Source organism: Pseudonocardia sp. TMWB2A (assembly GCF_017312135.1).
Window position 1 is genome coordinate 3471831 of the sequence record NZ_QKQY01000002.1, and the last position, 24769, is coordinate 3496599.

Genomic DNA, 24769 nt, shown 5'->3' on the forward strand with positions numbered 1-24769 from the left:
TTCCGTCGTCGAGGTCGTGACCCGAGACTGCGCCCGGCCGCTGGCGCGGGGCACGCACGCGGCACGCACGGCCCTGGCACCGCCGGGTCAGGCCCCGGCGCCGACGGCCTGGGCGGCGGCCAGCGAGCGGTACAGCTCGTCGGAGGCCAGCAGCTCCTCGTGCGTGCCGACCGCGCGGACCCGGCCGCCGTCGAGCACCACGACGGCGTCGGCGTCGCGCACGGTGCGCAGCCGGTGCGCGACGACCAGCACCGTCGCCCCCGTACGGCGCCCGGACAGCAGCTCGTGCAGCGCCTCCTCGGTGCCGCTGTCCAGGTGCGCGGTCGCCTCGTCGAGCAGCAGCAGACCCGGCCGGCGCAGCAGCGCGCGGGCGATCGCGACCCGCTGCCGCTCCCCGCCGGACAGGGTGACCCCGCGGGCCCCGAGCGGGGTGTCGAGCCCCCGGGGCAGGCGTTCGACCAGCTCGGTGAGCCGGGTCGCCCACACCACCTCGGCCAGTGCGGGGGCGGTGGCGTCCGGGGCGCCCAGCAGCAGGTTCTCCCGCAGCGTCCCGTCCAGCACGGGCGAGTCCTGCTCGACCACACCGACCCGGCTCCGCCAGGTCGCGCGCGGGACCGCGGCCAGGTCGACCCCGTCGACGGTCACGGTCCCGCCGGTCGGCGGGTGGAAGCGCAGCAGCAGCGACAGCAGCGTCGACTTCCCCGCCCCGGACGGCCCGACCAGCGCGACCCGGGACCCGGCGGGGACGGCGAACCCGACCCCGCGCAGCACCTCGGCGCGGCCCGGGTGGGCGAAGCGGACGTCGTCGAACACCAGCGACGGCGGTCCGGTCCGCGGCGGGACCGGGAACGCGCCGGGGTCGACGTCGTCCTCGACCGGGATGTCCTCCACCTCGGCGAGCCTGCGGGCGGCGCCGAGTCCCTGCTGCAGCGTCCCCACCGCCGACACCAGCTCGGTCAGCGGCGTGGCCAGGTAGAACAGGTACAGCAGGAACGCGACCAGCGTGGACACCGTGAGCGCGCCGGTCGCGACCAGCCCGCCGCCGACGGCGAGCACCACGAGGAACGACGCCTGCAACGCGAACTCCGCCCCGGCGACGAGCAGCGCCTCCCAGCGCGCCTGCACCACACCGGCCCGGAACGCGGCGGTCGCGGCGTCGTCGACGGCGGCCTGCTCGCGGCGCTCGGCCCCGTACGCCTTCACGGTGCGGGCCGCGCCCAGCACCCGGTCCAGGACGGACCCGACGGTGCCGACGGCGGACTGGGCCTGCTCGGTGGCCCGGCGGATGCGCGGCAGCACGAGCGCCGCGGGGGCACCCACCACGACCAGCACCGCGACGGTCACGCCGAACAGGCGCAGGTCGAGCACCGCCATCAGCACCAGCGCCCCGACCATGCCGACCGCACCGTTGACCAGGGTGACCGGCGCCGAGGTCGTCGCGTGGCGGACCAGGCCGGTGTCCGAGGTCGCGCGGGTGACCAGGTCACCGGGGGCGCGGGTGTCGAGCTCGGGCACCCGGATGCGGACCAGCCGCGCGGCGAGCCGCCGCCGGATGCTCAGCACCACGTGCTCGCCGGTGCGGTCGAGCAGGTAGCTGTTGACGCCGTTCGCGACCGCGCTGCCGAGCACCAGCAGGCTGAGCAGGACGACCGGGACGAGCAGCGAGCCGCCCCCGCCGAGCGAGTCGATCACCGACTGCGCGGCGAGTGGCTGGGCGAGGCCGGCGGCGCTGCCGAGCAGCGCCAGGACCAGGCCCGCGGCGAGCAGCCCGCGGTGGGCGGCGGCGTGCCGGAGGAGGTAGTGCATCGTGCGGTCGTCTCCCTGTGCTCCCGGCCGCGATCCCGGGGGCGGCCCCGGCCGGACCCCCAGTCCACCGGGTGCCGGGCGTGCGGGGGACCGGCCGGGGTGCCGGAGCGGTCCGCCGTCCGGCGGGGACCGGCCCCCTCCGGGTGGCGGGTCCGCCTCAGCTCCGGCGGGGGAGCGGCAGGTGCAGCGCCAGGCGGAAGCCGCCGTCGTCGTCGGGGCCCGCGGAGAGCTCGCCGCCCGCGAGCTCGGCGCGCTCGCGCAGCCCGACCAGGCCCTGGCGGGACCCGGGCAGTCCCAGCGGCCCGCGGTCCGGGCGGGTGTTGTGCACCGTCGTCGTCACCCGCCCGCCGGCCCGGGCGACCCGGACGGTGACCCGGGAGCCGGGGGCGTGCTTGCGGGCGTTGGTCAGTCCCTCCTGGACGGTCCGGTACACCGCCCGCTGCGCGTGCGGGTCCAGGTCGATGCCCGGCTCCTGCGCCAGCTCCGCGTCGACGCCGGCGCCCGCCACCAGCGCGGCCAGCTCGGCGAGGCCGGGCTGGGGCTCCAGCGGCGTCCCGTCCCCGCTGGGCGCCCGCAGCACCGCCACCATGTGCCGCAGCTCGTCGAGTGTGGACACCCCGAGCCTGCGGATGGTGCGGGCCGCCTCCCGGGTGGTGTCGTCGACCGCCCCGACCTGCAGCGCCCCCGCCTGCACCGCGATCAGTGACACCTGGTGGGAGACGACGTCGTGCATCTCCCGGGCGAGCCGGTTGCGTTCGCGTTCGAGCACCTGCTCCTCGCGCAGGTCCTGCTCGACGCGGTGGGAGTCGGCGAGCTCGCGCAGCCGCCTGCGCAGCGAGTCCTGCGCGCGCACGAGCTGCCCGAGCGCGGCCGGGGCGGCCCCGGACATGATCCCGTAGACCAGGTCGAGCAGCGACTGGCGGTCGAGCAGGTCCAGCCGGACCGGGAAGGTGATGCCCGCGCCGACCGCGGTGGCCGTCGCGGCGAGCACCACCAGCGTCCGGTTCGAGGTGCCCCGGGCCAGCGTGTACAGCGTCACCAGGGTCGCGATCAGGGCGTAGGAGGTGACCAGGCCCGGCAGCGTCGCGAGGAACCCCAGCACCGGGTACCGCCGGCGCAGCGGCACGCCGAGCAGTGCCAGTCCCGCCGCGACCCACGGCCACGCCCGGTCCGACGCGGTGATCTCGAGCAGCGAGTCCAGGGCGGCGACGGCGAACAGCGCCACCTCGGTCGCGACCGTGAGCGCCGGGCCGCGCCACCGCGCCGGGACGCTCACGCGTCGTCGCCGGGGCGGCGGAGGCCGGCCAGCTGGGCGAGCAGCGCCGCGCGCACCCGGCTGGTGACCCCGAGCTTGCCCAGCAGGGTGCTGACGTGGTCCTTCACCGTGCTGGGGGACAGGTAGAGCTCCCGGCCGATCTCGGCGTTGGACAGTCCCTCCGAGACCAGCGCCAGGACGTCGCGTTCGCGGTCGGTCAGCGCCGCGACGTCGCGCTCGGCGGCGCGGCGGTCCGCCGAGAGCCGCCCGCCGACGACGGGCCGGGCCGCGCCCGGGGACAGGACGACCGCACCGGCGGCGAGCGCCCGCACCGACTGCACGAGCTGGTCGGGGTCGGTGTCCTTGAGCAGGAACCCCGACGCGCCCGCGGCGAGCGCCTGCTCGATGTACTCGTCGGTGTCGAAGGTCGTCAGCATGGCCACAGCGGGGGCGTCGCCCGCCGCGAGGACCCGGTCGAGCACGGTCAGCCCGTCCACCCCGGGCATCCGGATGTCGAGCAGGACGACGTCGGGCCGGGCGAGCGCGATCTCCCGCTCGGCGTCGGCGCCGGTCGCGGTCGCCACCACCCGGATGTCGCCCGCGGCCTGCAGGATCATCGTGAACCCGGACCGCACCAGGGCCTCGTCGTCCACCACGACCACCCGGATCATCGCCGTCCCCCGCCCGTCCGTGCCGATCCCGCCGCGTGTCCCGCCGGCGCCGCCCCATCCTGCTCGGTCGCTCATCGGGGCGGGCCGGGGACCAGACCACCGCGGGCGGCGACGCCGGGCAGCGCGAGCTGCAGCGCGGCCGTCGCGACCGCCCAGGAGTGCCCGCCCGGCAGGACCAGGTAGCGCACGTCCATCCCGGAGGTGCGGGCGAGCTCGGCGAGCCGCCGGGCCCGCTCCACGTCGCCGCCCTCGTCCGCGCCGACGACGACGGTGCCGCTCACCCCGTCGTAGCGACGGGTGCGCAGCAGCTCCTGCGGGTCGGCGGCCCGGAACGCGGCGTCGTCGCCGCCGAACAGCGCACCCACCGTCTCCTCCCGGGTGCCCAGCGACGGCTGGTCCTGACCGCCGACGTCGAGGAACGCCGGGTACACCTCGGGGGCGCGCACGGCGAGCTGCAGCGCGCAGGTCCCGCCGTAGGAGAAGCCGCCGATCGTCCAGCTCCGCGGGTCGGGGTCCACGTCGAACGTCCGCCGGATCCAGTCCGGGACGTCGCGGCGCAGGTAGGTCTCGGCGGCGCCGCGCCGGGAGTCCATGCACAGCGGGTTGTCGAAGGTGCCGCCGGTCGCGTCCGGCACCACGACGACCGGGGCGAGCCCGCGGTGCGCCGCGGCGAACTCGTCGAGCACCGCGGCGAGCCGCCCCGCGGTCAGCCAGTCCGCGGGGCCGCCCGGTGCGCCCGCGACCAGGACCAGCACCGGCAGCCTCGGCCCGCCGCGGACCAGCGCGGCCGGTGGCAGGTAGACCACCCCGGGCCGGGCCGGGAAGCGCGAGACGGTGCCGGGGATGGCCATCCGGGCGACGCCGCCGTGGGCCGGCAGGTCCGCGGGCGGCACCCACCGGGCCGCGGTGACCGCGCCGCCCGCGCGGGGCGGGATGCGGGCCGGGTCCAGCGCGTTCGCCTCGGGCAGCCCGAGCAGCTGCCGGGGAGTGGGGTAGTAGCCGTAGATCGCGTTGACCTTGACGCCGCTGGTGGCGAGAACGAGCAGCACCGCGGGCACGACCAGCAGGCGGGCGGCGCGTCCGCCGCGCCGCAGCACGAGCACCCCGCCGAGCAGCGCCGCGAGCGCCACCCCGGACCAGACGAACAGGCGGGCGGGCAGCTGGTCGGGGATCGGCCGCCACAGGTCGTTCAGGACGAACGCGGCCAGTGCGGGCAGCGCCGCCGCGACGACGACCGCGAGCAGCGCCGGTCGCCACCAGCGCGGCCCGCGCGGCCACAGCAGGAACGCCGCCGCGAGGACCCCGGCGACCGAGATCACCAGCGGCAGCGTCCCGGCGACGAGCGACAGGTCGAGCGGTGTCGTCGCGGGCACCGGGGGCGGCGGGAGCGGGGTCACGGTCACCGGGCGTCGTCCCCTGCCGGGAGCGCCGGGAGCGCGGGGAGCGCGGGCAGGGCGGCGAGCGCCGCGAGGTCGGCGCGGGCCGTCGCGAACGGCAGCACCCCGCGGTCGAACACCGCGGCCGCCGGGCCGGTCCCGAGCGCCCCGCCGAGCAGCGCCGGGTCGGTCAGCCCGGTGGCGGCCGCGGCGACCTCGTGGCCGTCGAGGGTGACCCGCCACGCGTCGGCGGTGTCCGGGGCGTCGTCGCGGGGGCGGGCCAGCGGCTCCGTCGCGACCGGCGGCGCCGTCTCCACCACGGGTACCGGCCCCCCGGTCACGGCACCGGCCGCGGGGAGGGCGTCGGCGACCCGGTCCAGCACCGACCACAGCGCGTGCGCGTCGGCCAGCGACGCCCGCAGGTGCAGCACCGGGCGGGCGGACCGGTCGATGTGGAACAGCCGCTCGACCACCCCGTCCGGGGCGGGCCCGGCGCCACCGGGCAGCGCCGGGTGCACCGGCGGGACCGCCGACGCGGCGAAGCCCGCGGTGAGCAGGGCCTGCTCGGCGGCGTCGGCCAGTGCGTCGGCGGGTGCGGGGTGCGCCGCGCCCGCGAGCCGGGTGAAGGATCCGGCCAGTGCGGACAGCTCACCCGAGCGGGAGGTGACGACCTCGCCGTGGACCAGGACGAGGTCGTCGGGCCCGACCGTGGCCTTCCACCCGGTGAGCGCGTCGGCGCCGGTGGTGGTCTCGTCGACGATCACCTGGATCCGCCCGGTACCGGCGTGCAGCGTGGCGAACGCCAGCGCGCCGAAGGTGCGGCGGGCCCGCACCCGGCCCACGACCGTCGCCGGGCGGCCGGTGCGGACGTCGCGGTCCAGCCCGGCGTGCTCCCGGCGCAGCGCGGCGAGGTCGTCGACCCGGGTCGCGACGGCGGGGTGGGAGGCACGCCGCGGCGCCGACGGCCCGGGACCGCAGGCCGGGGCCGGAGGACGTCCCGGGCCGCGGACCGCGGGCCGGGGCAGCGGCAGGAAGCCCTCCGCCGCGGCGGCGGCCACGGCGGCCCGGGCCGTGCCGCCCGACCAGCACAGCAGCCGCGGTGTCCACTCCGGCTCGAAGGTCAGGCTGAAGCGGTGCAGCGACTCCAGCTGCACGAACGACGACGCGGCCCGCAGCACGGCCCGCCGGGCGCGCTGCACGGGACCGGCACCCAGGCGCCCGCCGGTCTCCAGCGACTCGCGGAACAGCACGAAGTTGAGCGAGGCCCGCCGGATCCCGTGCGCGGGACCGGCCGCGGCCAGCTGACCGATCATGAACTCCATGATGCCGGGTGGCGAGCCCGGAGCCCGCCGCATCACGTCCAACGACACCCCGTCGGTGCCCCAGGGCGCGAACGTCAGCACCGCGCACGGAGCGCCGTCCGGCCCGGTCGCCTCGACCAGCACGACGTCGACGTCTGCGGGGTCGCCCACCCGGCCCGAGGCCATCGAGAACCCGCGCTCGGTCGGCCCGTGCCGCCAGCGCTCCGCCCGGCCGGCGACGGCGGCCAGCTCGGCCTCCGGCACGTCGCGGACCCGCCGGACCGTCGCCCGGCAGCCCTCGGCGGACAGCCGGCGCACCGCGCGGCGGATCCGGCCCTCCCGGCCCCCGGTGTGCAGCAGCCGCGGCAGGTCGACCACGGCCTCGTCCCCGATCCGGCGGACCCGCAGCCCGTGCCGCCGGTAGAGCGCCGCACCCCGCTCCCCGGCCGCGAGCACCACGGGCTGCCACCCGTAGCGGCGGGCCTCGGCGAGCCAGGCGTCGACGGCGCCGGGCCACCGTCCCGGCGCGCCGACCGGGTCGCCCGCGGCGACCGAGGACCCGCCGACCACCCGGTACGCGACGGCCGCGCGGCCGTCCGGGGAGAACACGACCCGCTTGTCGCGGCGCGTCGCGAAGAAGGCCAGCGGGTCCGCACCCCCGTGGCCGGCGACGAGCGCACGCACCCGTTCCTCGTCCCCGGCGGTCGCGGTGCCGTGCGCCCGCGCCCCGCGCAGGAACGTCGCGAGCGCCGCGACCAGCACCGCGCCGCCCACCAGGTCGAGCGCGGCGGGCAGCCACCCGTCGTCGACACCCGCGGCGGTCAGCTCGAACGCGCCGCCGGTGAGCCGGTCGGCCACCCACACCAGCCGCGGCCACGCCCCGGCCGGGGCGCCGGGTGCGCCCGGGGCCAGCAGCCAGCCCGCCGCGACCGCGGCGCCGAGCCCGGCCACGGCCACGACCGCGGCGCGACGCCGGGCGCCCGGCGCGACCCGGGCCCCGAACTCCGCGCGCCGCGCCACCAGCGTCGCCGCCCACAGCGCGGGGACGGCCACCGCCGCCGTCCCGGTGGGCGGGTCGAGCCCGGCGAGCGCCGAGACCACCAGCAGCACGAGCAGCACCCCCGCCCCGGCACGCCTGCCGGCCCGCAGCGCCGCGCCCAGCAGCAGCAACGCGAGCCCGACGAGCAGGCTCGGCCCGGTCGGGACGCCCAGCAGCCCGAACGCGTCGTCGACGGCGGTGACCGGCGGCGCCCCGAGGACGACCTCGGCCAGGCAGGCCACCCCCGCCACGGTGACGACGAGCGCGGACACCGCCCGCACCGGGGTGCGCCGGACCGGCGGGCCGGACGCCGCCACCGGGGGACCGGCCGGTGCCGGTCGGGTCGTGGTCGTGGTCATGTGCGGGCCCCCGTCGGTGTCGGAGCCCCGAGCCTGGCCGCGCGGCCCGGGGGACCGGCACCCGCCGTGGGCGGGACCGGGGCCGCCGCCGGGCGGGTGCCGACCCGCCGGGTGGCGGGTATCGACGGCGGGCGGGGTCCGCCGCGTCACACCCGCCGGGACGGTGGGGCCGTGCTCGCTAGCGTCGGGACGGCCCGCACCGCGCCGACACCCCGGACGACACGATGATCCCGACCCTGCTGGCCGCCGCCGTCGCGGCCGTCCTCTGTGCCCTCGCCGCGCGACGGCTGGAGCGCTGGAACATCGCCGTCCCGGCGGTGATGGTGGCGGCCGGGGCGGTCGTCGGGCTGACGGTGGAGGGGTCCGTCGGGGCCGTCCTGAACACCACCGCCGCGCAGCGCGTCGCCGAGATCATCCTGGCCGTCCTGCTGTTCGTCGACGCCACCGAGGTCCGCGGCGGGCGGCTGTGGGGGCGCGCGCCGGGGACCGCCGCCCGGATGCTGCTGGTCGCGATGCCGCTGAGCATCCTCGCCACCGTCGTCGTCGGTGGGCTGTTGTTCCCCGCGCTGCCCTGGCCGGTGCTGCTGGTGCTCGCCTGCGTGGTGGTCCCGATCGACTTCGCCTCCAGCGAGCGGGTCGTGCGCGACCGGCGGCTGCCCGCCCGGCTGCGCAGCGCGCTGAACGTCGAGGGCGGCTACAACGACGGCATCGTCTCGCCGGTCTTCCTGGTCGCGCTCGCCCTGGCCGGCGGTGCGGCCACGCAGGGCTCCGGTCCGTGGCACGCGCTGTCCACGGCGGTGCCGCACGCGGTCACCGCGATCGTCGTCGGACTGTTGCTGGGCACCGTGCTCGGCGGGGCGCTGGAGCTGGCCACGGTGCGCGGCGCGACGACCGACCGGTCCCGGCGGACCGTCGTGCTGATCGCCCCGGTCGCCACCTACACCGCGGCGCTCGGCCTGGGGGGGAACGGCTTCGTCGCCGCGTTCGTGTGCGGCATCGCGTTCCGGTACGTGCACCGTGTGCTGCTGGCCCGGCGGCTGCGCGGCACCGACGGCGGCGTCCGCGCCGCGGGCGGTGCGGCGGTCGCGATGGGCCGCGACTTCGTGCTGCTGGAGGACGTGACGGCGATCCTGACCGCGGCGATGTGGTTCGTCGTCGGCATCGCCGGGGTGTACCTCGCCTCGGCCGTGGACCTGCCGATCCTGGTGTTCTGCGTGCTCGCGCTGACCGTGCTGCGGATCGTCCCGGTCGCGCTCGCCCTGGTCGGCAGCGGTCTGGGTGCCCGCGAACGGCTGCTCGCGGGCCTGCTCGGCCCCCGCGGCACGACGACGATCGTGTTCGGCCTGCTGGCGTTCAACGGGCTGCCCGACGGCGACCCGGCCGACACCATCCTCATCGCGACGGTGCTGTGCGTGGCCGGGAGCGTCCTGCTGCACGGACTCGGCTCCTCCGCGGCGATCGCCCGGCTCGCGCCCGAGCGGACCCGGGAGACCGCCGCACCCCGCGCCGGCGGGTGACCCGGGTCACGATCGCTGGAGTGTGCCGCGACGGCCGACGGTGCCATGGCCCCCAGGCACCGGGGACGGTCCCCGGCTCCGTGAGGAGGCACCGATGACCCACGCACCGATGACCCGGACACCCACCCGCACCCGCATCAGCCTCGAGGACTTCTTCGCCGACCCGGAGTTCGCCGGGCCGTCGCTGTCGCCGGACGGGACGCGCATCGCCTACCTCGCGTCGCACCGCGGACGGCGCAACCTCTGGGTCCGGGGCGTCGACGAGACCCACGCCGACGCCGTCGCGGTCACCCACGACACCCGCCGCGGGATCTCCCGCTACCACTGGACCGGCGACCCGCGCTGGATGCTCTACGAGCAGGACACCGACGGCAACGAGGACTGGCACCTGTACCGGGTCGACCTCGACGCCCCCGGGGAGCCCGCCGTCGACCTCACGCCGATGGCGCCGGGCTCGCGGGTGTTCGGGGTCGAGCCGGCGCACGAGCGCCCCGGCACCGTGCTGGTCTGGATGAACCCCGACCCGATGTCGATCGACATGTTCCGGGTCGACCTCGCGACCGGGGAGACCACCCTGGAGCTGGCCCAGCCCGGGCTGCGCGAGACCTGGCTGACCGACCGCGAGGGGCGCCCGGCGTTCCACTCGGTCATGACCGAGGCCGGCGACTACGAGTTCTCCGCAGTCGACCCCGACGGCGGGCGACGGCTGCTGCTCACCGTCGGCGGCCCGGAGCACCCGGTCGGCGTGTACCCGCAGATGGTCACCCCCGACGGCACCGGCCTGCTCCTGGGGCTCCACCAGGACTCCGACGACCTGCGGTTGGTCCGGATCGACCGGGAGACCGGCGAGCAGACCGTGGTGTCCGCGGTGGACGGGAGGAGCCTGGACACGCTGGGGATGCTCGGCCCCGGCCTGCCCCAGACGCTGCTCACCGACCGCGCCACCGGCGAGGTCGTCGCCGCCCGGTACGTGGGGGACCGGCCGCACCTGGAGATCCTCGACCCGGAGTTCGCGCCGGTCTACGAGGCCCTGTCCGCGCTGTCCGACGGCGTGCTGGAGTCGGTCTCCTCCGACGAGTCCGGGCGGCTCTGGATCGCCGGCTGGACCCACGACCGCGAGCCGGGCGTGTACCGGCTCTACGACCACGCCACGGGGGAGAGCCGGGAGCTGTTCCGCGGTCACCCGCAGCTCGACCCGGCCGACCTCGCGCCGATGGACGCGGTGTCGTTCACCGCCCGCGACGGCCTCCCGCTGCACGGCTTCCTGACCCTGCCCGTCGGCACGACCCGGCAGGACAGCGAGCGCCTGCCCCTGGTCCTGGTCGTGCACGGCGGGCCGTGGGCGCACGACACCTGGGGCCATGACCCCGAGGTCCAGTTCCTCGCGAACCGCGGGTACGCCGTGCTGCAGGTCAACTTCCGGGGCTCCACCGGCTACGGCCGCCGCCACCTCACCGCCGCGATCGGTGAGCTCGCGGGCGCGATGCACGACGACCTGATCGACGCCTGCGACTGGGCCGTCGGGCAGGGCTGGGCCGACCCGGACCGGATCGGCATCTACGGCGGCTCCTACGGCGGGTACGCCGCGCTGGTCGGCGTGACCGTCACCCCGGACCGCTTCGCCGCCGCCGTCGACTACGTCGGCATCTCCGACCTGGCCAACTTCATGCGCACCCTGCCCGAGTTCGTCCGGCCCTACCAGGTCAACGCCTGGTACCGCTACGCGGGCGACCCGGACGTGCCGGAGCAGGCGGCCGACCTCGCGGCCCGCTCGCCGATCACGATGGTCGACCGGATCCGCACGCCGCTGCTGGTCGCCCAGGGCGCCAACGACGCCCGCGTCGTGCAGGCCGAGTCGGACAACATCGTCGCCTCGCTGCGCGAGCGCGGGGTGCCGGTGGAGTACCTGCTCGCCACCGACGAGGGGCACGGCTTCGCCAACCCGGAGAACCGGATCCGGCTGTTCCGGGCGATGGAGCGCCACTTCGCCGAGCACCTCGGCGGCTCCGCCTGAGCCCGTCGTTTCGCCGCACCGCCCCGGGGTAGCCGTCCGGGGACAGGGTGTCGAGCGACACGTCGGCGCACGCCGGCGGAACGGAGTGGACATGGCGAAGCACGTGGCAGCGGTCTGGGTACCGGTGACCGACATGAAGCGGGCGACCGCGTTCTACCGGGACGTCCTCGGCCTGACCGTGACGATGGAGAGCGACGACTGGACCGAGCTCGACGCCGGCGGCCTCACCATCGGGCTCAACGGCCGGGAGACCGCGGAGACCGCCGACCACGGCGGCGCCGTGATCAGCTTCCACCCGGAGACGTCCATCGAGGAGGCCCTGGACGACCTCAAGCAGCGCGGCGGCCACGTCCAGGGCGACATCAGCGAGCACTCCTGGGGACGGATCTTCCCGTTCCGCGACACCGAGGGCAACGACCTGCAGTTCTACACGCCGCCGGCGAGCTGACCCGGCCGCTCACGCCGCCAGGTCGGCCTCCAGCGCCTCGGTGAGCAGCGCGACCAGGGCCTCGCGCTGCACGTCGGCCGACGACCCGGACACGTCGTCGGCGCCGTCGAGCGCCGCCGCCGCGAGGCCGGCCTTGGAGTCGATCAGGTCGGCGATCCGGGCGTCGATCGTCTGGGCGGCGAGGATCCGCCACGCGGTCACCGGTTCGGACTGTCCGATCCGGTGGCTGCGGTCGATCGCCTGGGTCTGCTCGGCCGCGGTCCAGGACAGCTCCGCGAGCACGATGTTCGAGGCGACCTGCAGGTTCAGCCCGACCCCCGCCGCGGTCAGCGAGCACACCGCCACCGCGACGCCCGGGTCGTTCACGAACGCGTCGATGTTGCGCTGGCGCACCGACGGCGTCTGGTCGCCGCGGATCGAGGAGTACCGCACGCCCTGCTTGGCGAAGGTCTGCTCGGCGGCGTCCATGACGTCGACGTGTTTGGCGAAGAACACGACCTTGCCCGCGCTGCGCGCGATCTGCACCGCGTAGTCCGCCGCCAGCCCGGCCTTGGCCCGGCCGAGGCGGCGCATCATCGTGAACACGTTGTCCCCGGAGCCCGCCTCCGCGGCGTCCTTCTGCTCCCAGCCCGCGACGTCGCGGACCAGGCCGTGGTCGATGCCCTCGACCGTCGGGCCGGACCGGCGGGCGGCGAGCGCGGCGGTGTAGCGGGCGACCATCCGCCGGGCCAGTGCCTTCTCCGCGGCCCGGATGGACCGGCCGGTCGGGCCGTCGATCTCGACGGGCAGGTCGGCGATGCGCCGGGCCGGGATGTCCGCGGCGACGTCGATCTTGCGACGGCGCACGATGCCCATGTCGACGACGCACTGGCGGGCGGCGCGCTCGAACAGCCCGTCGGCCGGGGTCATGCCGGTCGCGGTCAGCGCGTCGAGCAGCTGGGCGCGCGGCTTGGTCGCGTCGATCCAGCCGAGGAACTGCCAGATGGCCAGGAAGTCCTCGACGTCGTTGATCAGCGGGGTGCCGGTCAGCGCCATCAGCAGCGGCCGCGGGATGAACGCCCGGATCTTCTCGGCGATCTCCAGGACGTGCTTGGACCGCTGCGAGGTGCGGTTCTTGATGAAGTGCGCCTCATCGACGACCATCCCGCGGAACCCGAAGTCGCCCAGCCAGCCGATGTGCCGGTCGAGCACCTCGTAGTTGACGACGACGATGTCGGCGAAGCCGTCGACGGAGTCGCCGTTGCCCTGGATCGCGGTCGCGGCCCGGCGCGGCGCCCACAGCGCGGCCTCGCGCACCCAGTTGGTCTTCACCACGTTCGGCACGACGACCAGCAGCGGGTAGGCGTTCGCCGCCTCCGCCGCGCGCAGCGCCTGCGCGGTCTTGCCCAGGCCGGGCTCGTCGGCGAGCAGGAAGGTGCGGTGCCCGTCCTCCGCGGCGGCGACGAGCTTCGCCTGGTGCGGCATCAGCTCCCGCCCGCCGGGGACCGGACGGGTCGAGGGTTCGGGCAGCTCCATGCAGGCCGGGGCACCCGCCCCGGCGCGCTCGAAGGAGCGCAGCAGCGGGCCGAGCAGCTCCCAGCCGGTCAGCGGCGTCGGGCGCGGGCCGCTCGGCGGCGCGGCGGAGAAGTCGGGCGCGAGGAACGGGTTCGCCATCTGCCGGGCCACCACGGACTGCGGCACGACCTGCGGCTTCGCCGGGACCAGCGGGACCTCGACGGGCTCCGGCTCCGGCTCGGGCTCGTCGACCTCGATCCCGGCCGAGCGCAGCATCTCCCGCTTGAGCGCGCGCGCCGAGTCGGAGACGACGGCGTCGTCGGCGAGCAGCGCCAGCAGTCCCGCGTCGCGGACCGCGTCCATCGCCAGTGCCTTCGCGATCTCGTCGAGACGCTGCAGGGTCTCGGCCCGCTTCGCGTCGTCGTGCCGGTCGCGGACCCGGGCCCGTTCGTCGCGCAGCAGCAGCGCCACCGTCTGGAACTTGGTGCGGGTGGCCGGGGTGACCCGGCCGGTCCGCAGGGCCGTCCGCACCTCGCGTGCGGCCCCCGTCAGCACCGACATCACGTCGTTGCCGCGCGGGCGGCGACGTCGCTGGGGGGTGCCCTGGCGAGCCCCGGTCCGGGGCCTGCCTCCTCGCGCCACGTACTGCTCCTGTCGACGTCCTGCGGCGCCGGTCCGTGGCCGCGTCCCGTTGGGGGCCGCGGCCGGACGTGCTCGACGTGACGAAGGGCCGGATGGCCCCTCCGCACCACGAACCGGCCGGTGGGGGATCGCAGTCACGGAGGTCGGCGGTCCGGCTGCGGGAAGCGCCACAGGCCGTCGACGGTGTCCGGGACCCGCCGTACGACCCGGCCGTGGAACACCCGGGACGGTCGGCAGATCTGATCCGTGTCCCACCCTACCCCGCGCGGGCCCGTACGGCGCGTGACACACCGGTGGCGGACGACACCACCGCCGCTACCGGTCCGGGCCGACCGGTCCCTCGATGCGGAACAGCCGTCGCGCGTTGCCCTCGGTGAACAGGTCGCGGTCGGCGGCGGTGAACTCGTCGAGGAACCCCGCGACCTCCGCCCGCGACGGGTGCTGGAAGGGGTGGTCGGTGGAGAACAGCAGCCGGTCGGGCGTCGTCACCGCCAGCGTGTGCCGCAGGTGCGCGGGGTCGAGCATCCCCGAGCAGGTGAGCACGATGTTCTCGCGCACGTACTCGGGCACCGAGCGCTCCAGCCCGGCGACCCGGGCGACGCCGTTCGCGCGGTCGGCCCAGTAGGGCAGCAGCTCGCCCCAGTGCCCGAGCACGACGGTCAGGCCGGGGTGCCGGTCGAAGGTGCCGCGGGCGATCAGGCGCAGCACCGCGACGGCGGCCTCCACGTGCCAGCCCCACCCGAACGTCGCGAGCGCCAGGTCGGTGGTGTCGCCGAACCCGGAGTAGGACGCGTCGCGCACGGCGGGCGGCGGGACCTGCGGGTGCACGAACACTGGCAGCGCGCGTGCCGCGGCGACGGCGAACAGGTCGTCGAGGCGGGGGTCGTCGAGCAGGATGTCGCCGCTGCGGCCGTAGACCATCGCCCCGACCAGGCCCCGGTCGGCGGCGCGTTCCAGCTCGGCTGCGACCGCCGACGGCTGCGCGGTGGGCAGGGTCGCCATCGCACGCAGGCGCCGCGGGTGGTCGGCGACGGCCGCGGCGGCGGTGTCGTTGAGCTCGCGGCACAGCGCGACCGCGTCCGCCGGGTCCAGCGGCCCGGTCGACGGCGGGGCGACCGAGAGCACCTGCAGGTCGACGCCCTGGGCGTCCATCGCGGCGAGCCGGCCCGCGCCGAGGTCGTGCAGCTGCGCGAGGTGGTCACCGATGTCGTTGAGGGCCGTGCTGGGGTCCCGACGGTCCGGCGGCAGGGCGGCCAGTGCCGCGTCCAGCGCGGGGGAGGTCCAGTGCTCCTCGACGGCGATGATCGACATGGGTGCTCCCGCGGCTGTCGGAGGACCGGCCGCGCGACCGCGGCGCCGACGACGATGCTGCCAGCGCGGAGACGGCGGGGCCTCAGCGTTCGGTGCCCCCGCCCGGCGGGTCGACGCGCAGCAGCCGCAGCGCGGAGTCGATCTCCGCGGCGAGCCGGGCCGCGTGGTCGGGGCCGCCGGAGGCCAGGCCACGGGCCTGGGCCACCCGCAGCGCGGCGAGCGCGACCGCGGCGAGGACCTGCGCGTCCCCGGCGGGTGCCCGGTCGGCGATCGCCGCGGCCAGCGCGGACTCCTGCTCCAGGAGGACCGCCATCTGCCGGGCCTGCAACGCCGGGTCGTGGTGGGCCAGGTGGAGCGCGGTCCGGGTGTCCGGGTCCCCGTCGTCGCCGGCGAGCACGCCCAGCGCGGCCTCGCGCACCGCGTCGAGCACCGGCTCGTCCGCGGGCCGGGCGCGGAACGCCTCGACCAGGTCCGCGGCCCGGACACGCACGACGGCGAGGACCGCGTCCTCCTTGCTGGGGAAGTGGTTGAAGAACGTCCGCACCGACACCCCGGCCTCGTGCGCGATCATCTCCACGGTGACGCCGTCGAGGCCGTGCCGTTCCGACAGCCGGACCGCCGCGGAGCGCACCCCCTCGCGGGTGGCGAGCTTGCGCCGCGCACGCACACCGGGCGACGGCGGCCGGGTCCGGTCGGAGGTGTCCACCCCGGGCATCCTGCACTCCGGACGGCGGGTCCTCAGCCCCAGGTCACCGGCAGCGCGTGCACACCGAAGATCAGCATCTCGTTGCGCAGCGGCACCTGCTCGGCCTCGACGGCCAGGCGCAGCCCGGGGATCCGGGTGAACAGACGCTCGAAGCCGACCTGCATCTCCACCCGGGCCAGCTGCGAGCCGATGCACTGGTGCACCCCGTGCCCGAACGCGAGGTGCGGGACGCGCCGGCGGGACAGGTCCAGCTCGTCACCGGCCTCGACGGTGCGCGGGTCGCGGTTGACCTCCGGCACGGCGACGACCACGGTCGACCCGGCCGGGACGGTGACCCCGCCGACCTCCAGGTTCTCGGTGGCGACCCGGCTCACGCCGAGCTGGATGATGCTGAGGTGGCGCAGCAGCTCCTCGACGGCGTCGTCGACGCGGTCGGGGTGCTCGCGCAGGAAGGCCAGCTGCGCGGGGTTGCGCAGCAGGGCGAACGCGCCCAGCCCGAGCATGTTCGCCGTCGTCTCGTGGCCGGCCCCGAGCAGCACGAGCGCGATGTCGACGAGCTGGTTGTCCGGCAGCGGCGGGTCGGTGTCGTGCACGAGCCCGGACAGCAGGTCGTCGGCCGGGTTCTCCTTCTTGTGCGCCACCAGCCCGGCCAGGAAGGTGTACAGCTCGCCCAGGGCGCGGGCCCGGTCGGCGTCGGACGAGGCGGAGCTGAGTCCGACCGCGGTGTTCTCCTGGAACCGGGCCCGGTCGGCGTAGTCGACGCCCAGGAGCTCGCAGATCATCTGCGACGGCAGCGGGAGTGCGTAGGCGGTCACCAGGTCCGCGCCGGGGCCCGCGGCGAGCATCGCGTCGATGTGCTCGTCGGCGATGGCCCGCATCCGCTCGGTCAGCGCCCGCATCCGGCGCACCGTGAACTGGCCCTGCAGGAGGCGGCGGATCCGGGTGTGCTCGGGCGGGTCCATGAAGACGAACATGCCGTCTGTGCGCTCGACGTCGGCCGGCCGGACCGGCTCGCCCCGCTCGGCCGCGGCGGCGAGCTCGGCGACCTCGTGCGGCTGCAGGGCGGTGGCGTCCTTGTAGCGGACGCGGTCCGAGCTGAACCGGGTGTCGGCCAGCACCTCGCGGGCCTCCTCGAAACCGAGGACGAGGAACGCGCGCGCCCCGTTGCGCAGCTCGACGGTCTGCACGGCGCCGCCACCGCGGCGGGCGGCCAGCCCCGGGGCGGGGTCGAACGGGCAGCCGGGAGGCCGTTCGAGCAGGTCCTCGGGCACGATGCTGCGCAGCCCGACCGGCGAGCCGGTCGTCTCGGTCGTCCCGGGCGCGGCGGCGTCACTCGACATGGGGCTCCCTGCGGTGGGTCGGTCGGTCCGTGGTGGGGCGCCGCCGACGCTACCAACTCGCTGCACGGTGTGCAGCGAAATCGGCGCCGGGTCAGCCGCGCAGGATCCGCGGGATCGCCTGCCGCACCGCGGCCAGGTCGGTGAGGACCTCGACGGCACCGGCCGCGGTCAGCTCGTCGACACCCGCTCCGCCGGTGCGCACCGCGTAGGCGGGGTGCCCGGCGGCCGCGGCGGCGCGCACGTCCCACTCGGAGTCGCCCAGGACGAACGCGGTCGACCCGGCGACCCGGCGCACCGCCGCCTTGACCAGGTCCGGGTCGGGCTTGGTGCGGCGCGCGTCGGACCGGGTGAGGCAGGCGTCGGCGAGGTCGCCTCCGCCGAACAGGTCCAGGTAGGCCTCGACGTGCTCGGGATCGCCCGAGCTGGCCAGCACCACCTTCATCCCGAACCCGTCGCGCAGGTCGACGAGCAGCTCCGCCGCCTCGGGCAGGGCGACGACCTCGCCGAGCAGCGGGTCGAACTCCTCCTTCCACGCGGCGCGGGCGTCGTCGCCGTGGGTGTCCTCGAACCCCTGACCGGCGACGGCGGGAACCAGCTGGTCCCCGCCCATCCCGACCGCACGGTGCAGCCGCCACAGCGGCACCGTGACGTCGAACCGGCGCAGGGCGCGGGACCAGGCGATGGTGTGGTGGTAGTTCGTGTCGACGAGCGTGCCGTCGACGTCGATCACCGCGGTGTCGGGGGTCGTCATCCGCGCGGGGTACCCACGCGCCCGGCGTCCACGCGGTACCGGCCGGTGAGTTCGGACCCGCGCGCCGCGCGGGTGTGGACCGTCGCCCGGCGGGTACCCCGAGCGACGCCGAGGACGGGATGTGCGCAGATGCCGCAGGTACGGGTGAAGGCCGTCGGCACCGACGCGGCCACGACCAGCCGGGTCGTCCTGCTGGAGGAGACGTCCGGGGCGGGGCGGATCGTCGTCGTCGCGGTGGGGGAGGCCGAGGCGCTGGCCGCGGCCGCCGCGCTGGAGGGGGTGCAGAGCGCCCGCCCCGGTACGCACCGCCTGATCGGCGCCGTGCTGCGCGCCGCGGGCCGCCGCCTGGTCCGGGTCCGCGTGCACACCCTGCGCGACGCGGTGTTCCACGCCGAGCTCGACCTCGACGACGGCACCCGCGTCGACTCGCGCACCAGCGACGCGGTGGTCCTGGCGCTGCTGCTCGGCGCCGACATCGTGGTCGCCGACGCGGTGCTGACCGTGGCCGGGGTCGACCCGTCGACGGTCGTGGTGGAGGGGCTGGGCACGGGCTCGGGCGAGCTGGAGGCGTTCCGCCGGTTCCTCGACACCGCCACGCCCGACGACTTCGACGAGCCTCCGCGCTGACCCCCGGCGGCCGCGTTCAGGCGACCGGCCGCCCCGTCCCGCCCGCGCCGACACCCGGCCCGGCCTGCGGGTGGGCCGCCGCACCGGCGTCGCGCAGCAGGTCGGCGAGCCCGCCACGGGCCCGGCCGCGGGTGCGGGCGCTGGTCCGCACCGTCGCGGGCGCACCCGCGACGACCCGGTAGCCGCCGGCCCGCAGCCGGGCGACGAGCCCGTGGTCCTCGCCGCAGGCCAGCGGCGGGAACCCGCCCACCGCGGCCCACGCGTCGGCGCGCACGCCCAGGTTCGCGCCGTACACCGGGTGCTCGGGCGGCGCGGGCTCCCCGGGCGGGCGCGGCAGCCCGGGCACGTCGAGCACCACCCCACCGGCGACGGCGTCGGCGCCGGCCGCGGCCAGCGCCAGGTGTGCGGCGACCCAGCCGGGGGCCACGGTGCCGTCGGCGTCGGTACCGAGCAGCCAGGTCGTCGCCGGGGCGGCGCCGTCGGCGGCGAGCAGCGCGGCCAGGGTGACGGCGGCGAGCTCGCGGACCGCGCCGATCGTGACCGGCCCGGCGACCTCGTGCGGCCGCGGCGCGGACCGGCAGCCGGGCAGCGGGGCCACCCCGGCGGTGGGTTCGAGCACCGTCACCCGTACCCGGGCCGCGGCCGGGTGCGTCGCGGCGGCGGCCCGGGCGAGCGCGGCGGTGGCGTCGGAGCAGCGGTCGGCGACCACGCACAGCGCCCGCGCGGTGAGCCCGGGCGCGTGGTCGAGGGCGGTCAGCACGGACCGGACGCAGGCGGTGATGGTGCCCGCCTCGTCGTGGGCGGGGACGAGCACGCCCGCGGCGGACGGTGCGGCACCCGGCCGCGTGGTCCGGCTCACCGGCGCCGGACCACGTGCAGGAGGAACTGCTCGTCGGTGTGCTCGACGAGGGTGTCGAAGCGGTCGTCGGCCACCACCCGCGCGTGCACGGTGGCGGCGTCGGCGGGCGCCTCGGCGGGCCACTGCCGCCAGTGCACCAGCACCAGGTCGCCGCCCGGCACCAGCGCGCCCGCGATGCGGTCGAGCACGGCGCCCACCCGCGCGGCGGGCAGGTAGTAGAGGAACTCGGCGAGCACCACGAGGTCGACGCCGCCGGGGACCGCCCGGTCGTCGTCGACGTCGGCCCGCAGGACCTCGACTCCCGGGGTCCCGCCGAGGGCGTCGGTGGTGGCGGCGACGGCCTCGTCGACCACGTCGGAGGCCACCACCCGGTCGCAGCGCACCGCCAGGTCCCGGGTCAGCTCGCCGAGCCCGCAGGCCGGTTCGGCGGCCAGCGCGTAGCGCTCCCGCGGCAGGCAGGCCAGCAGCACCTCGCGCTTGCGCCGCTCGTAGAACGACGTGCGCACGGCCCAGGGGTCGGCGCCGTCGCGGTAGAGCCCGGCGAACAGCTCCGGCGGTGCCCCCGAGGGCGGCGGCTCCCGGAAGTAGACCTCGTGACCGCCGTGGAAGTGGGCGAGCGTCGCCGCGGACAGCACCGCCCGGGTCCCGCCGCGCGGCACTGCGGACTGCGACGCGTGCGCGGCGATCGCGCGGCGCTTGGCCGCGCGGTCGCCGGCGGACAGCGGCAGCCGGTGGGCGCGGTCCCACGGCACGCCGGGGTCGGTCGGCGCGATCCGGGTGCGGGCCCAGATCGGGAACCCGAAACCGTGCGCGGTCACCGGGGCCGCCTCCGGGCAGGCCCGGCCGACCGCGGCGTGGTCGGGGTGCGGGTCGCCGCGCCACGGGCTCGCCCAGGCGTCGGCGCCGGCGAGCAGCCCGGTGAGGGGACCGACGAGCTGGTCCTCGCGCAGCGCCGAGTCGGGCAGCCCGAGCCGGTGCACCGTCGCGGGCACGCCCAGCTCGGCCAGCGCCGCGTCGAGCTCGGCGCGGCGGGTGCGGGCCAGCCCGGCCCGGTCGATCGACCCGACCTCGGGCAGGGCGGCCTCCCCGTCGCTGGCCAGGACGATCTCGACGGTGCCGCCCGCGGCGACGACCCCGCGCATGAGCCCGGCCGCGCCGAGGGTCTCGTCGTCGGGGTGGGCGCACACCACGACGAGGCGGCCGAACGACGACGGGTCGAGCCCGCGCCGGGCGAGGGTCACGGCCGCGTGCTCCCAGACGTCCGGGGGCTGCACGGGTTCCATCAGGTCGCCGGGGTGACCAGGGCGCGCCCGAGGGCGGCGAGGTCGCGTCCGCCGTGGTGCTGGCGCAGGTAGATCTGCAGGTCCGCGAGGCGCGCGGTGAGCAGCGGCGACCCGGCCAGCACGGCGACGCCGGCGATCTCCGGGGCGGCGTCGAGCACGGTGCGGCACGCCCGCTCCACCGCGGCCCGCACGGTGGCCACCGCGTCGTGGTGGGCGGTGGCGGGGTCGGCGTCGATCCGGGCGGCGGTGACGACGAGCAGGGCGTCCGCGGCGGCGACGGCGGCGTGCACCGTCCCGAGCGCGGCCAGCCGGTGCGGGTCCGGGTCGGCGGTGCGCAGCGGCGCCGCGACGTGGTCGACGACCGCGGCGGCCGCGCCCAGCCACACCGCGGCGACCCCGGCGCCGCCGTGCGCGAACCCGGGGCGGTCGGTGTAGGCGTCCGGCCCGCCGACCACGGCCTCGGCCGGCACGGGCGCGTCGTGCAGGACGACGTCGTGGGTGTCGCTGGCGGCCATCCCGGCCGCCCGCCAGGCCGTCACCCGTTCCACCTGCGGGGCGCGCAGGTCCAGGTCCACGAGCCGGGTGCCGTCCCCGGTCCCGGCGACGACGAGTGCCCGGTCGAGCAGGTGGGTGCCCGAGCAGAACCGCACGGTGCCCGACAGACGCAGCCCGTCGCGGCCGCCGTCGAGCCGGGCCCCGCCGCCGGAGCGCGACGCCCACACCCCGTAGCCGGCGCCCGGGACGGGGGAGCGGTGGTGGTCGGCGAGGATCGCGACGGCGTCGGCGTGCCCCTCGGCGAGCCGCGCGACCGGCAGGTCGCGTCGTGCGATCCGGGCCAGCCGCGCCCACCGGGTCGTGGTCGCCCCGGAACCGGGCAGCGGGAGGTCGAGCTCACCGGCGGCGACGGCGGCCGCGAGGGTGGCCCCGGCCCCGCCCGGGAACGGCTCGGCGGGGCCTCCGGGTGCGGGCACCGGGTCCAGGACGGTGGTGCCCGGCCCGGGTCGCCCCTCCCGGTGGTCGCTGCCGGGGACGTCGGGTCGGTGATCGAGGCTCACGGGCTGCCGTATGTCCGGTCCCGGCGGGTCCAAACCCGACCGCAGGGTGGGGCTCAGCCGTAGAGCCGCCGGTGGGCGAACCGCACCGCGCCGCGGTAGAGCCCCCCGGTCGTCCCGGACGCGGCCAGCGCGGCCCGCGCCGCGTTGGCGCCGGGCCCGCCGTGCACCGCGCCGCCCGGGTGCGCCGACGCCCCGGCCAGGAACAGCCCCGGCACCGGGGTGTCGGCGCGGCCCAGCCCCGGCACCGGCCGGAACACCAGCTGCTGGTGCACCGCGGAGGTGCCCGCGGTGATCGCCCCGTCGACGAGGTTGCCGTCGCGGCCCTGCAGGTCCGCGGGCCCGGCGACGGCGCGGGCCCGCACCCGCGACCCGAACCCGGGCGCGTGGTCCTCGACGACCTGCTGCATCCGGTCGGCCCAGCGCAGCACCTCGTCGCGGCCCCAGCCCAGGCCGCGCGGCACGTGGGTGTAGGCCCAGGCGGACTCGGTGCCGGGCGGGGAGCGGGTCGGGTCGGCCCTGGTCATCTGCCCGAACAGCAGGAACGGGTCGCCGGGCAGCCGGCCGGCGGTCAGGTCGGCGGCGTAGCGGCGCAGGCCGTCGAGGTCGGCGCCGAGGTGCACGGTGCCCGCCGACCGGGCACCCGGCGCGGTCCACGGCACCGGACCGTCGAGCGCCCAGTCCAGCTTGACCGTGGAGAAGTCCCAGTCGAACCGGGCGAGGTCGGCGACGAAGCGGGCCGGCAGGTGCTCCTCCCCGACGAGGTCGCGGTAGAGGCGGGGCGCGTCGACGTCGGCGAGCACCGCCCGGCGGGCGAGGACCCGCTGGCCGGCCGCGTCCACGACGCCGCAGGCCCGGCCGGACGGTCCGACCAGGACGGTCCGGATCGGCCGTCCGCAGTCGATCCGCCCCCCGCGGCCCGTCAGCCGGGCGACGAGCGCACCGGTCAGGGCACCGGCCCCGCCTGCCGGGACGGGGAAGCCGACGCGCTGGCCGAGCATCGCGAGCAGCCAGCCGTAGGCGGCGCCCGCCGCGGAGTCCGGCCCGAGGTCGGTGTGCAGGGCGTTGCCCGCGAGCAGCAGCGGGGCGGCCCGGCCCCCGAAGTGCTCCTGGGCCATCCGCGCCACCGGCTGCACCAGCATCCGGGCCAGCCGCAGGGCGTCGCCGGTGCCGAGCGTGCGCAGGAGCCGGGATGCCGGCCGGACCGGCGGGAACGGGCGCAGCGCGGCGGCGACGACGTCGTCGCCGATCCGGTCCCACTGCGCGACCAGCGCGCGCCAGGCGTCGCCGTCGCCGGGGTGGTCGTCGTCGAGCGCGGCGGCGGTGTCGTCGAGGCGGCGGTGCAGCATCGCGCACCGGCCGTCGGGGGTGGGGTGGGCGAGGACGGCGGGGGCGTGGCGCCACTGCAGCCCGTGCGCGCCGAGGTCGAGCTCGCGCAGCACCGGTGAGGCGGCGCCGAGCGGGTGGAACGCGCTGGCCAGGTCGCTGACGAAGCCCGGCGCGGTGATCTCCGCCGAGCGCACGGCGCCACCCGGCGCCTCGGCGGCCTCGCAGACCAGGACGTCCCAGCCGGCGTCGGCGAGCAGGTTCGCCGCGACGAGGCCGTTGTGCCCGGCCCCGACCACGACGGCGTCGACCCGTTCGGTCACCCGGTTCCCCCTCGCCCGTCGGTCGGGGCAGTGTGCCCCGACCGGCGGGGGTGTACCTCCGGGGGGGCCGCGTCCACACCCGCTCCGGCCGGGCGGGCGACGGACGGCCGGGGTTGGAGCGCTCCACTGCTACGGTGACCGCCTCCCCGGACCGGACAAGGAGCCTGCCGTGGCCGACGCCGCCCGCCGCCCGGCCCGACGGGCGGGCCGCCGCCCCACCCTCGACGACGTCGCGGCCGCCGCCGGGGTCTCCCGCGCCATGGTGTCGATCGTGCTGCGCGGCGCCCCGGGGTCGCGCCCGGAGACCCGGGAGCGCGTGCTCGCCGCGGCCGAGCGCGTCGGCTACCGGCCCGACACCCGGGCCCGGCTGCTGGCCAGCGGCAGCTCGCGCCAGCTCGGCGTCGTGCTGGGGATGTCCGGGCGCTTCCACGCCGAGCTCCTCGACGGCCTCTACGACGCCGCCGCGGCGTGCGGCTACGAGCTGTTCCTGTCCGCGCTGACCCCCCGCCGCGACGAGCGCACCGCCGTGGAGACGCTGCTCGACCTGCGCTGCGAGGCGGTCATCCTGCTCGGCTCGGGGCTCGACGGCGTCCCGGTCCTGGCCGGGCGGCTGCCGGTCACCGTCGTCGGCTGGCGGGTGCCCGACCCGGGCGTCGACGTCGTCCGGACCTCCGACACGGCCGGGCTGCGGCTGCTCACCGACCACCTGACCGGGCTGGGCCACCGCCGCATCGCTCACGTCGACGGCGGCCCCGGCCCGATCGGCGCCGCGCGCCGGACGGCGTTCCGCACCGCACTGCGCCGGCACGGCCTCGCCGCGGACGGGCTGGTCGTGCCGGGCGGGGACAGCCTGGAGGCCGGGGTGCGCGCCGCCCGGGAGCTGCTGCGCCTGCCGACGCTGCCGACCGCCGTCGTCGGGTTCAACGACGACGTCGCCGCCGGGCTCGCCGAGGGGCTCGGGGCGCACGGCGTCCGGGTCCCCGGCGACGTCTCGGTCACCGGCTGGGACGACAGCTCGCTGGCCCGGCTGCCGGAGCAGGGGCTGACGACGCTGCGCCAGGACCCGGTCGAGCTGGCCCGGCTCGCCGTGGAGCGCAGCGTGGCCCGGCTGCGCGGCGAGGAGCCGGAGCGTCGCGAGATCGTCCTCGACCCCGAGCTCGTGGTGCGCGGCTCGACGGCGCCCCCGCCCGCGGCCTGACCCCGCGCTCGCCTGTTCGGACGCATTGACGCGGAGTTGTTAGAGCGCTCTAATCAACTGTATTGGAGCGC

At 77.4% G+C, this 24769-nt stretch carries 19 protein-coding genes; 5 read left to right on the forward strand and 14 right to left on the reverse strand.

The genetic code is table 11. The features are described from left to right. Window positions 1-87: 87 nt before the first annotated feature. The 5 genes from DMP17_RS30840 to DMP17_RS30860 all read right to left on the reverse strand — a co-directional run bounded on the left by DMP17_RS30840 (window position 88) and on the right by DMP17_RS30860 (window position 7807). A complete protein-coding gene (locus tag DMP17_RS30840; protein WP_337831369.1) occupies window positions 88-1806 on the reverse strand; it encodes an ABC transporter ATP-binding protein in 1719 nt (572 codons plus the stop codon). A gap of 157 nt (window positions 1807-1963) precedes the next feature. Further along, the gene (locus DMP17_RS30845; protein ID WP_337831370.1) at window positions 1964-3082 is read right to left on the reverse strand and encodes a sensor histidine kinase; all 1119 of its coding nucleotides are present in this window, start codon (window positions 3080-3082) and stop codon (window positions 1964-1966) included. Further along, on the reverse strand, window positions 3079-3732 hold the full coding sequence (locus DMP17_RS30850) for a response regulator (protein WP_226356850.1): 654 nt from the start codon (window positions 3730-3732) through the stop codon (window positions 3079-3081). Before DMP17_RS30850 ends, DMP17_RS30845 begins: the two co-directional genes overlap by 4 nt. 71 nt (window positions 3733-3803) lie before the next feature. Further along, window positions 3804-5135, reverse strand: a complete 1332-nt coding sequence (locus DMP17_RS30855; RefSeq protein ID WP_226356851.1) for an alpha/beta hydrolase — start codon at window positions 5133-5135, stop codon at window positions 3804-3806. Then, a complete protein-coding gene (locus tag DMP17_RS30860; protein WP_337831371.1) occupies window positions 5132-7807 on the reverse strand; it encodes a phosphatidylglycerol lysyltransferase domain-containing protein in 2676 nt (891 codons plus the stop codon). The genes DMP17_RS30855 and DMP17_RS30860 overlap by 4 nt, the downstream gene beginning before the upstream one ends. Before the next feature lie 224 nt (window positions 7808-8031). Here DMP17_RS30860 and DMP17_RS30865 point away from each other — a divergent pair, with 224 nt between their 5' ends. The 3 genes from DMP17_RS30865 to DMP17_RS30875 all read left to right on the forward strand — a co-directional run bounded on the left by DMP17_RS30865 (window position 8032) and on the right by DMP17_RS30875 (window position 11786). Next, entirely contained in the window at window positions 8032-9324 is a 1293-nt protein-coding gene (locus DMP17_RS30865; protein WP_226356853.1) for a cation:proton antiporter domain-containing protein, read from the forward strand. A 94-nt stretch (window positions 9325-9418) separates the two neighbouring features. Next, window positions 9419-11338, forward strand: coding sequence for a S9 family peptidase (locus tag DMP17_RS30870; protein WP_226365336.1), 1920 nt, complete (start codon window positions 9419-9421; stop codon window positions 11336-11338). A 91-nt stretch (window positions 11339-11429) separates the two neighbouring features. After that, on the forward strand, window positions 11430-11786 hold the full coding sequence (locus tag DMP17_RS30875; protein ID WP_226356855.1) for a VOC family protein: 357 nt from the start codon (window positions 11430-11432) through the stop codon (window positions 11784-11786). 9 nt (window positions 11787-11795) lie between these two features. Here the strand turns inward: DMP17_RS30875 and DMP17_RS30880 are convergent, their stop codons facing one another. The 5 genes from DMP17_RS30880 to DMP17_RS30900 form a co-directional block, all read right to left on the reverse strand. Beyond that, window positions 11796-13922 carry a DEAD/DEAH box helicase gene (locus DMP17_RS30880; RefSeq protein WP_337831372.1) on the reverse strand — a complete coding sequence of 709 codons (2127 nt, stop codon included), beginning with the start codon at window positions 13920-13922 and terminating at the stop codon, window positions 11796-11798. Window positions 13923-14237: 315 nt separating this feature from the next. Beyond that, window positions 14238-15233, reverse strand: coding sequence for an amidohydrolase family protein (locus tag DMP17_RS30885; protein ID WP_226356857.1), 996 nt, complete (start codon window positions 15231-15233; stop codon window positions 14238-14240). Between the two features lie 82 nt (window positions 15234-15315). Further along, a complete protein-coding gene (locus tag DMP17_RS30890; protein ID WP_337831373.1) occupies window positions 15316-15939 on the reverse strand; it encodes a TetR/AcrR family transcriptional regulator in 624 nt (207 codons plus the stop codon). A 32-nt stretch (window positions 15940-15971) separates the two neighbouring features. After that, a complete protein-coding gene (locus DMP17_RS30895; RefSeq protein ID WP_226356859.1) occupies window positions 15972-17279 on the reverse strand; it encodes a cytochrome P450 in 1308 nt (435 codons plus the stop codon). Window positions 17280-17370: 91 nt separating this feature from the next. Then, window positions 17371-18030 (reverse strand): HAD family hydrolase, encoded by a 660-nt coding sequence (locus DMP17_RS30900; RefSeq protein WP_226365334.1) that lies wholly within the window; start codon window positions 18028-18030, stop codon window positions 17371-17373. Window positions 18031-18159: 129 nt separating this feature from the next. On the opposite strand from DMP17_RS30900, the gene DMP17_RS30905 reads away from it, so the two are divergent. Further along, window positions 18160-18657, forward strand: a complete 498-nt coding sequence (locus DMP17_RS30905) for a bifunctional nuclease domain-containing protein (protein WP_226356861.1) — start codon at window positions 18160-18162, stop codon at window positions 18655-18657. A 16-nt stretch (window positions 18658-18673) separates the two neighbouring features. On the opposite strand, the gene DMP17_RS30910 is transcribed toward DMP17_RS30905, so the two are convergent. From DMP17_RS30910 to DMP17_RS30925, 4 genes are read right to left on the reverse strand one after another with little or no spacing between them, the layout of a single operon-like run. Continuing rightward, window positions 18674-19516: a glycosyltransferase gene (locus DMP17_RS30910; protein ID WP_226356862.1), complete on the reverse strand. Its 843-nt coding sequence runs from the start codon at window positions 19514-19516 to the stop codon at window positions 18674-18676. Further along, on the reverse strand, window positions 19513-20799 hold the full coding sequence (locus tag DMP17_RS30915; protein WP_337831374.1) for a bifunctional PIG-L family deacetylase/class I SAM-dependent methyltransferase: 1287 nt from the start codon (window positions 20797-20799) through the stop codon (window positions 19513-19515). Before DMP17_RS30915 ends, DMP17_RS30910 begins: the two co-directional genes overlap by 4 nt. Beyond that, window positions 20799-21854 (reverse strand): acyl-CoA dehydrogenase, encoded by a 1056-nt coding sequence (locus DMP17_RS30920; RefSeq protein WP_337831375.1) that lies wholly within the window; start codon window positions 21852-21854, stop codon window positions 20799-20801. The genes DMP17_RS30915 and DMP17_RS30920 overlap by 1 nt, the downstream gene beginning before the upstream one ends. 53 nt (window positions 21855-21907) lie before the next feature. Continuing rightward, the gene (locus tag DMP17_RS30925) at window positions 21908-23500 is read right to left on the reverse strand and encodes a phytoene desaturase family protein (protein WP_337831376.1); all 1593 of its coding nucleotides are present in this window, start codon (window positions 23498-23500) and stop codon (window positions 21908-21910) included. A 169-nt stretch (window positions 23501-23669) separates the two neighbouring features. Between DMP17_RS30925 and DMP17_RS30930 the strand changes: the two genes are divergently transcribed. Beyond that, window positions 23670-24698: a LacI family DNA-binding transcriptional regulator gene (locus DMP17_RS30930; RefSeq protein ID WP_226356870.1), complete on the forward strand. Its 1029-nt coding sequence runs from the start codon at window positions 23670-23672 to the stop codon at window positions 24696-24698. Window positions 24699-24769 lie beyond the last annotated feature (71 nt).

Coding starts and splice junctions, on each gene's coding strand:
- DMP17_RS30840 (WP_337831369.1), bottom strand. CDS start 1,806: ATGCACTACCTCCTCCGGCACGCCGCCGCCCACCGCGGGCTGCTCGCC.
- DMP17_RS30850 (WP_226356850.1), bottom strand. CDS start 3,732: ATGATCCGGGTGGTCGTGGTGGACGACGAGGCCCTGGTGCGGTCCGGG.
- DMP17_RS30860 (WP_337831371.1), bottom strand. CDS start 7,807: ATGACCACGACCACGACCCGACCGGCACCGGCCGGTCCCCCGGTGGCG.
- DMP17_RS30865 (WP_226356853.1), top strand. CDS start 8,032: ATGATCCCGACCCTGCTGGCCGCCGCCGTCGCGGCCGTCCTCTGTGCC.
- DMP17_RS30870 (WP_226365336.1), top strand. CDS start 9,419: ATGACCCACGCACCGATGACCCGGACACCCACCCGCACCCGCATCAGC.
- DMP17_RS30875 (WP_226356855.1), top strand. CDS start 11,430: ATGGCGAAGCACGTGGCAGCGGTCTGGGTACCGGTGACCGACATGAAG.
- DMP17_RS30885 (WP_226356857.1), bottom strand. CDS start 15,233: ATGTCGATCATCGCCGTCGAGGAGCACTGGACCTCCCCCGCGCTGGAC.
- DMP17_RS30895 (WP_226356859.1), bottom strand. CDS start 17,279: ATGTCGAGTGACGCCGCCGCGCCCGGGACGACCGAGACGACCGGCTCG.
- DMP17_RS30900 (WP_226365334.1), bottom strand. CDS start 18,030: ATGACGACCCCCGACACCGCGGTGATCGACGTCGACGGCACGCTCGTC.
- DMP17_RS30905 (WP_226356861.1), top strand. CDS start 18,160: ATGCCGCAGGTACGGGTGAAGGCCGTCGGCACCGACGCGGCCACGACC.
- DMP17_RS30915 (WP_337831374.1), bottom strand. CDS start 20,799: ATGGAACCCGTGCAGCCCCCGGACGTCTGGGAGCACGCGGCCGTGACC.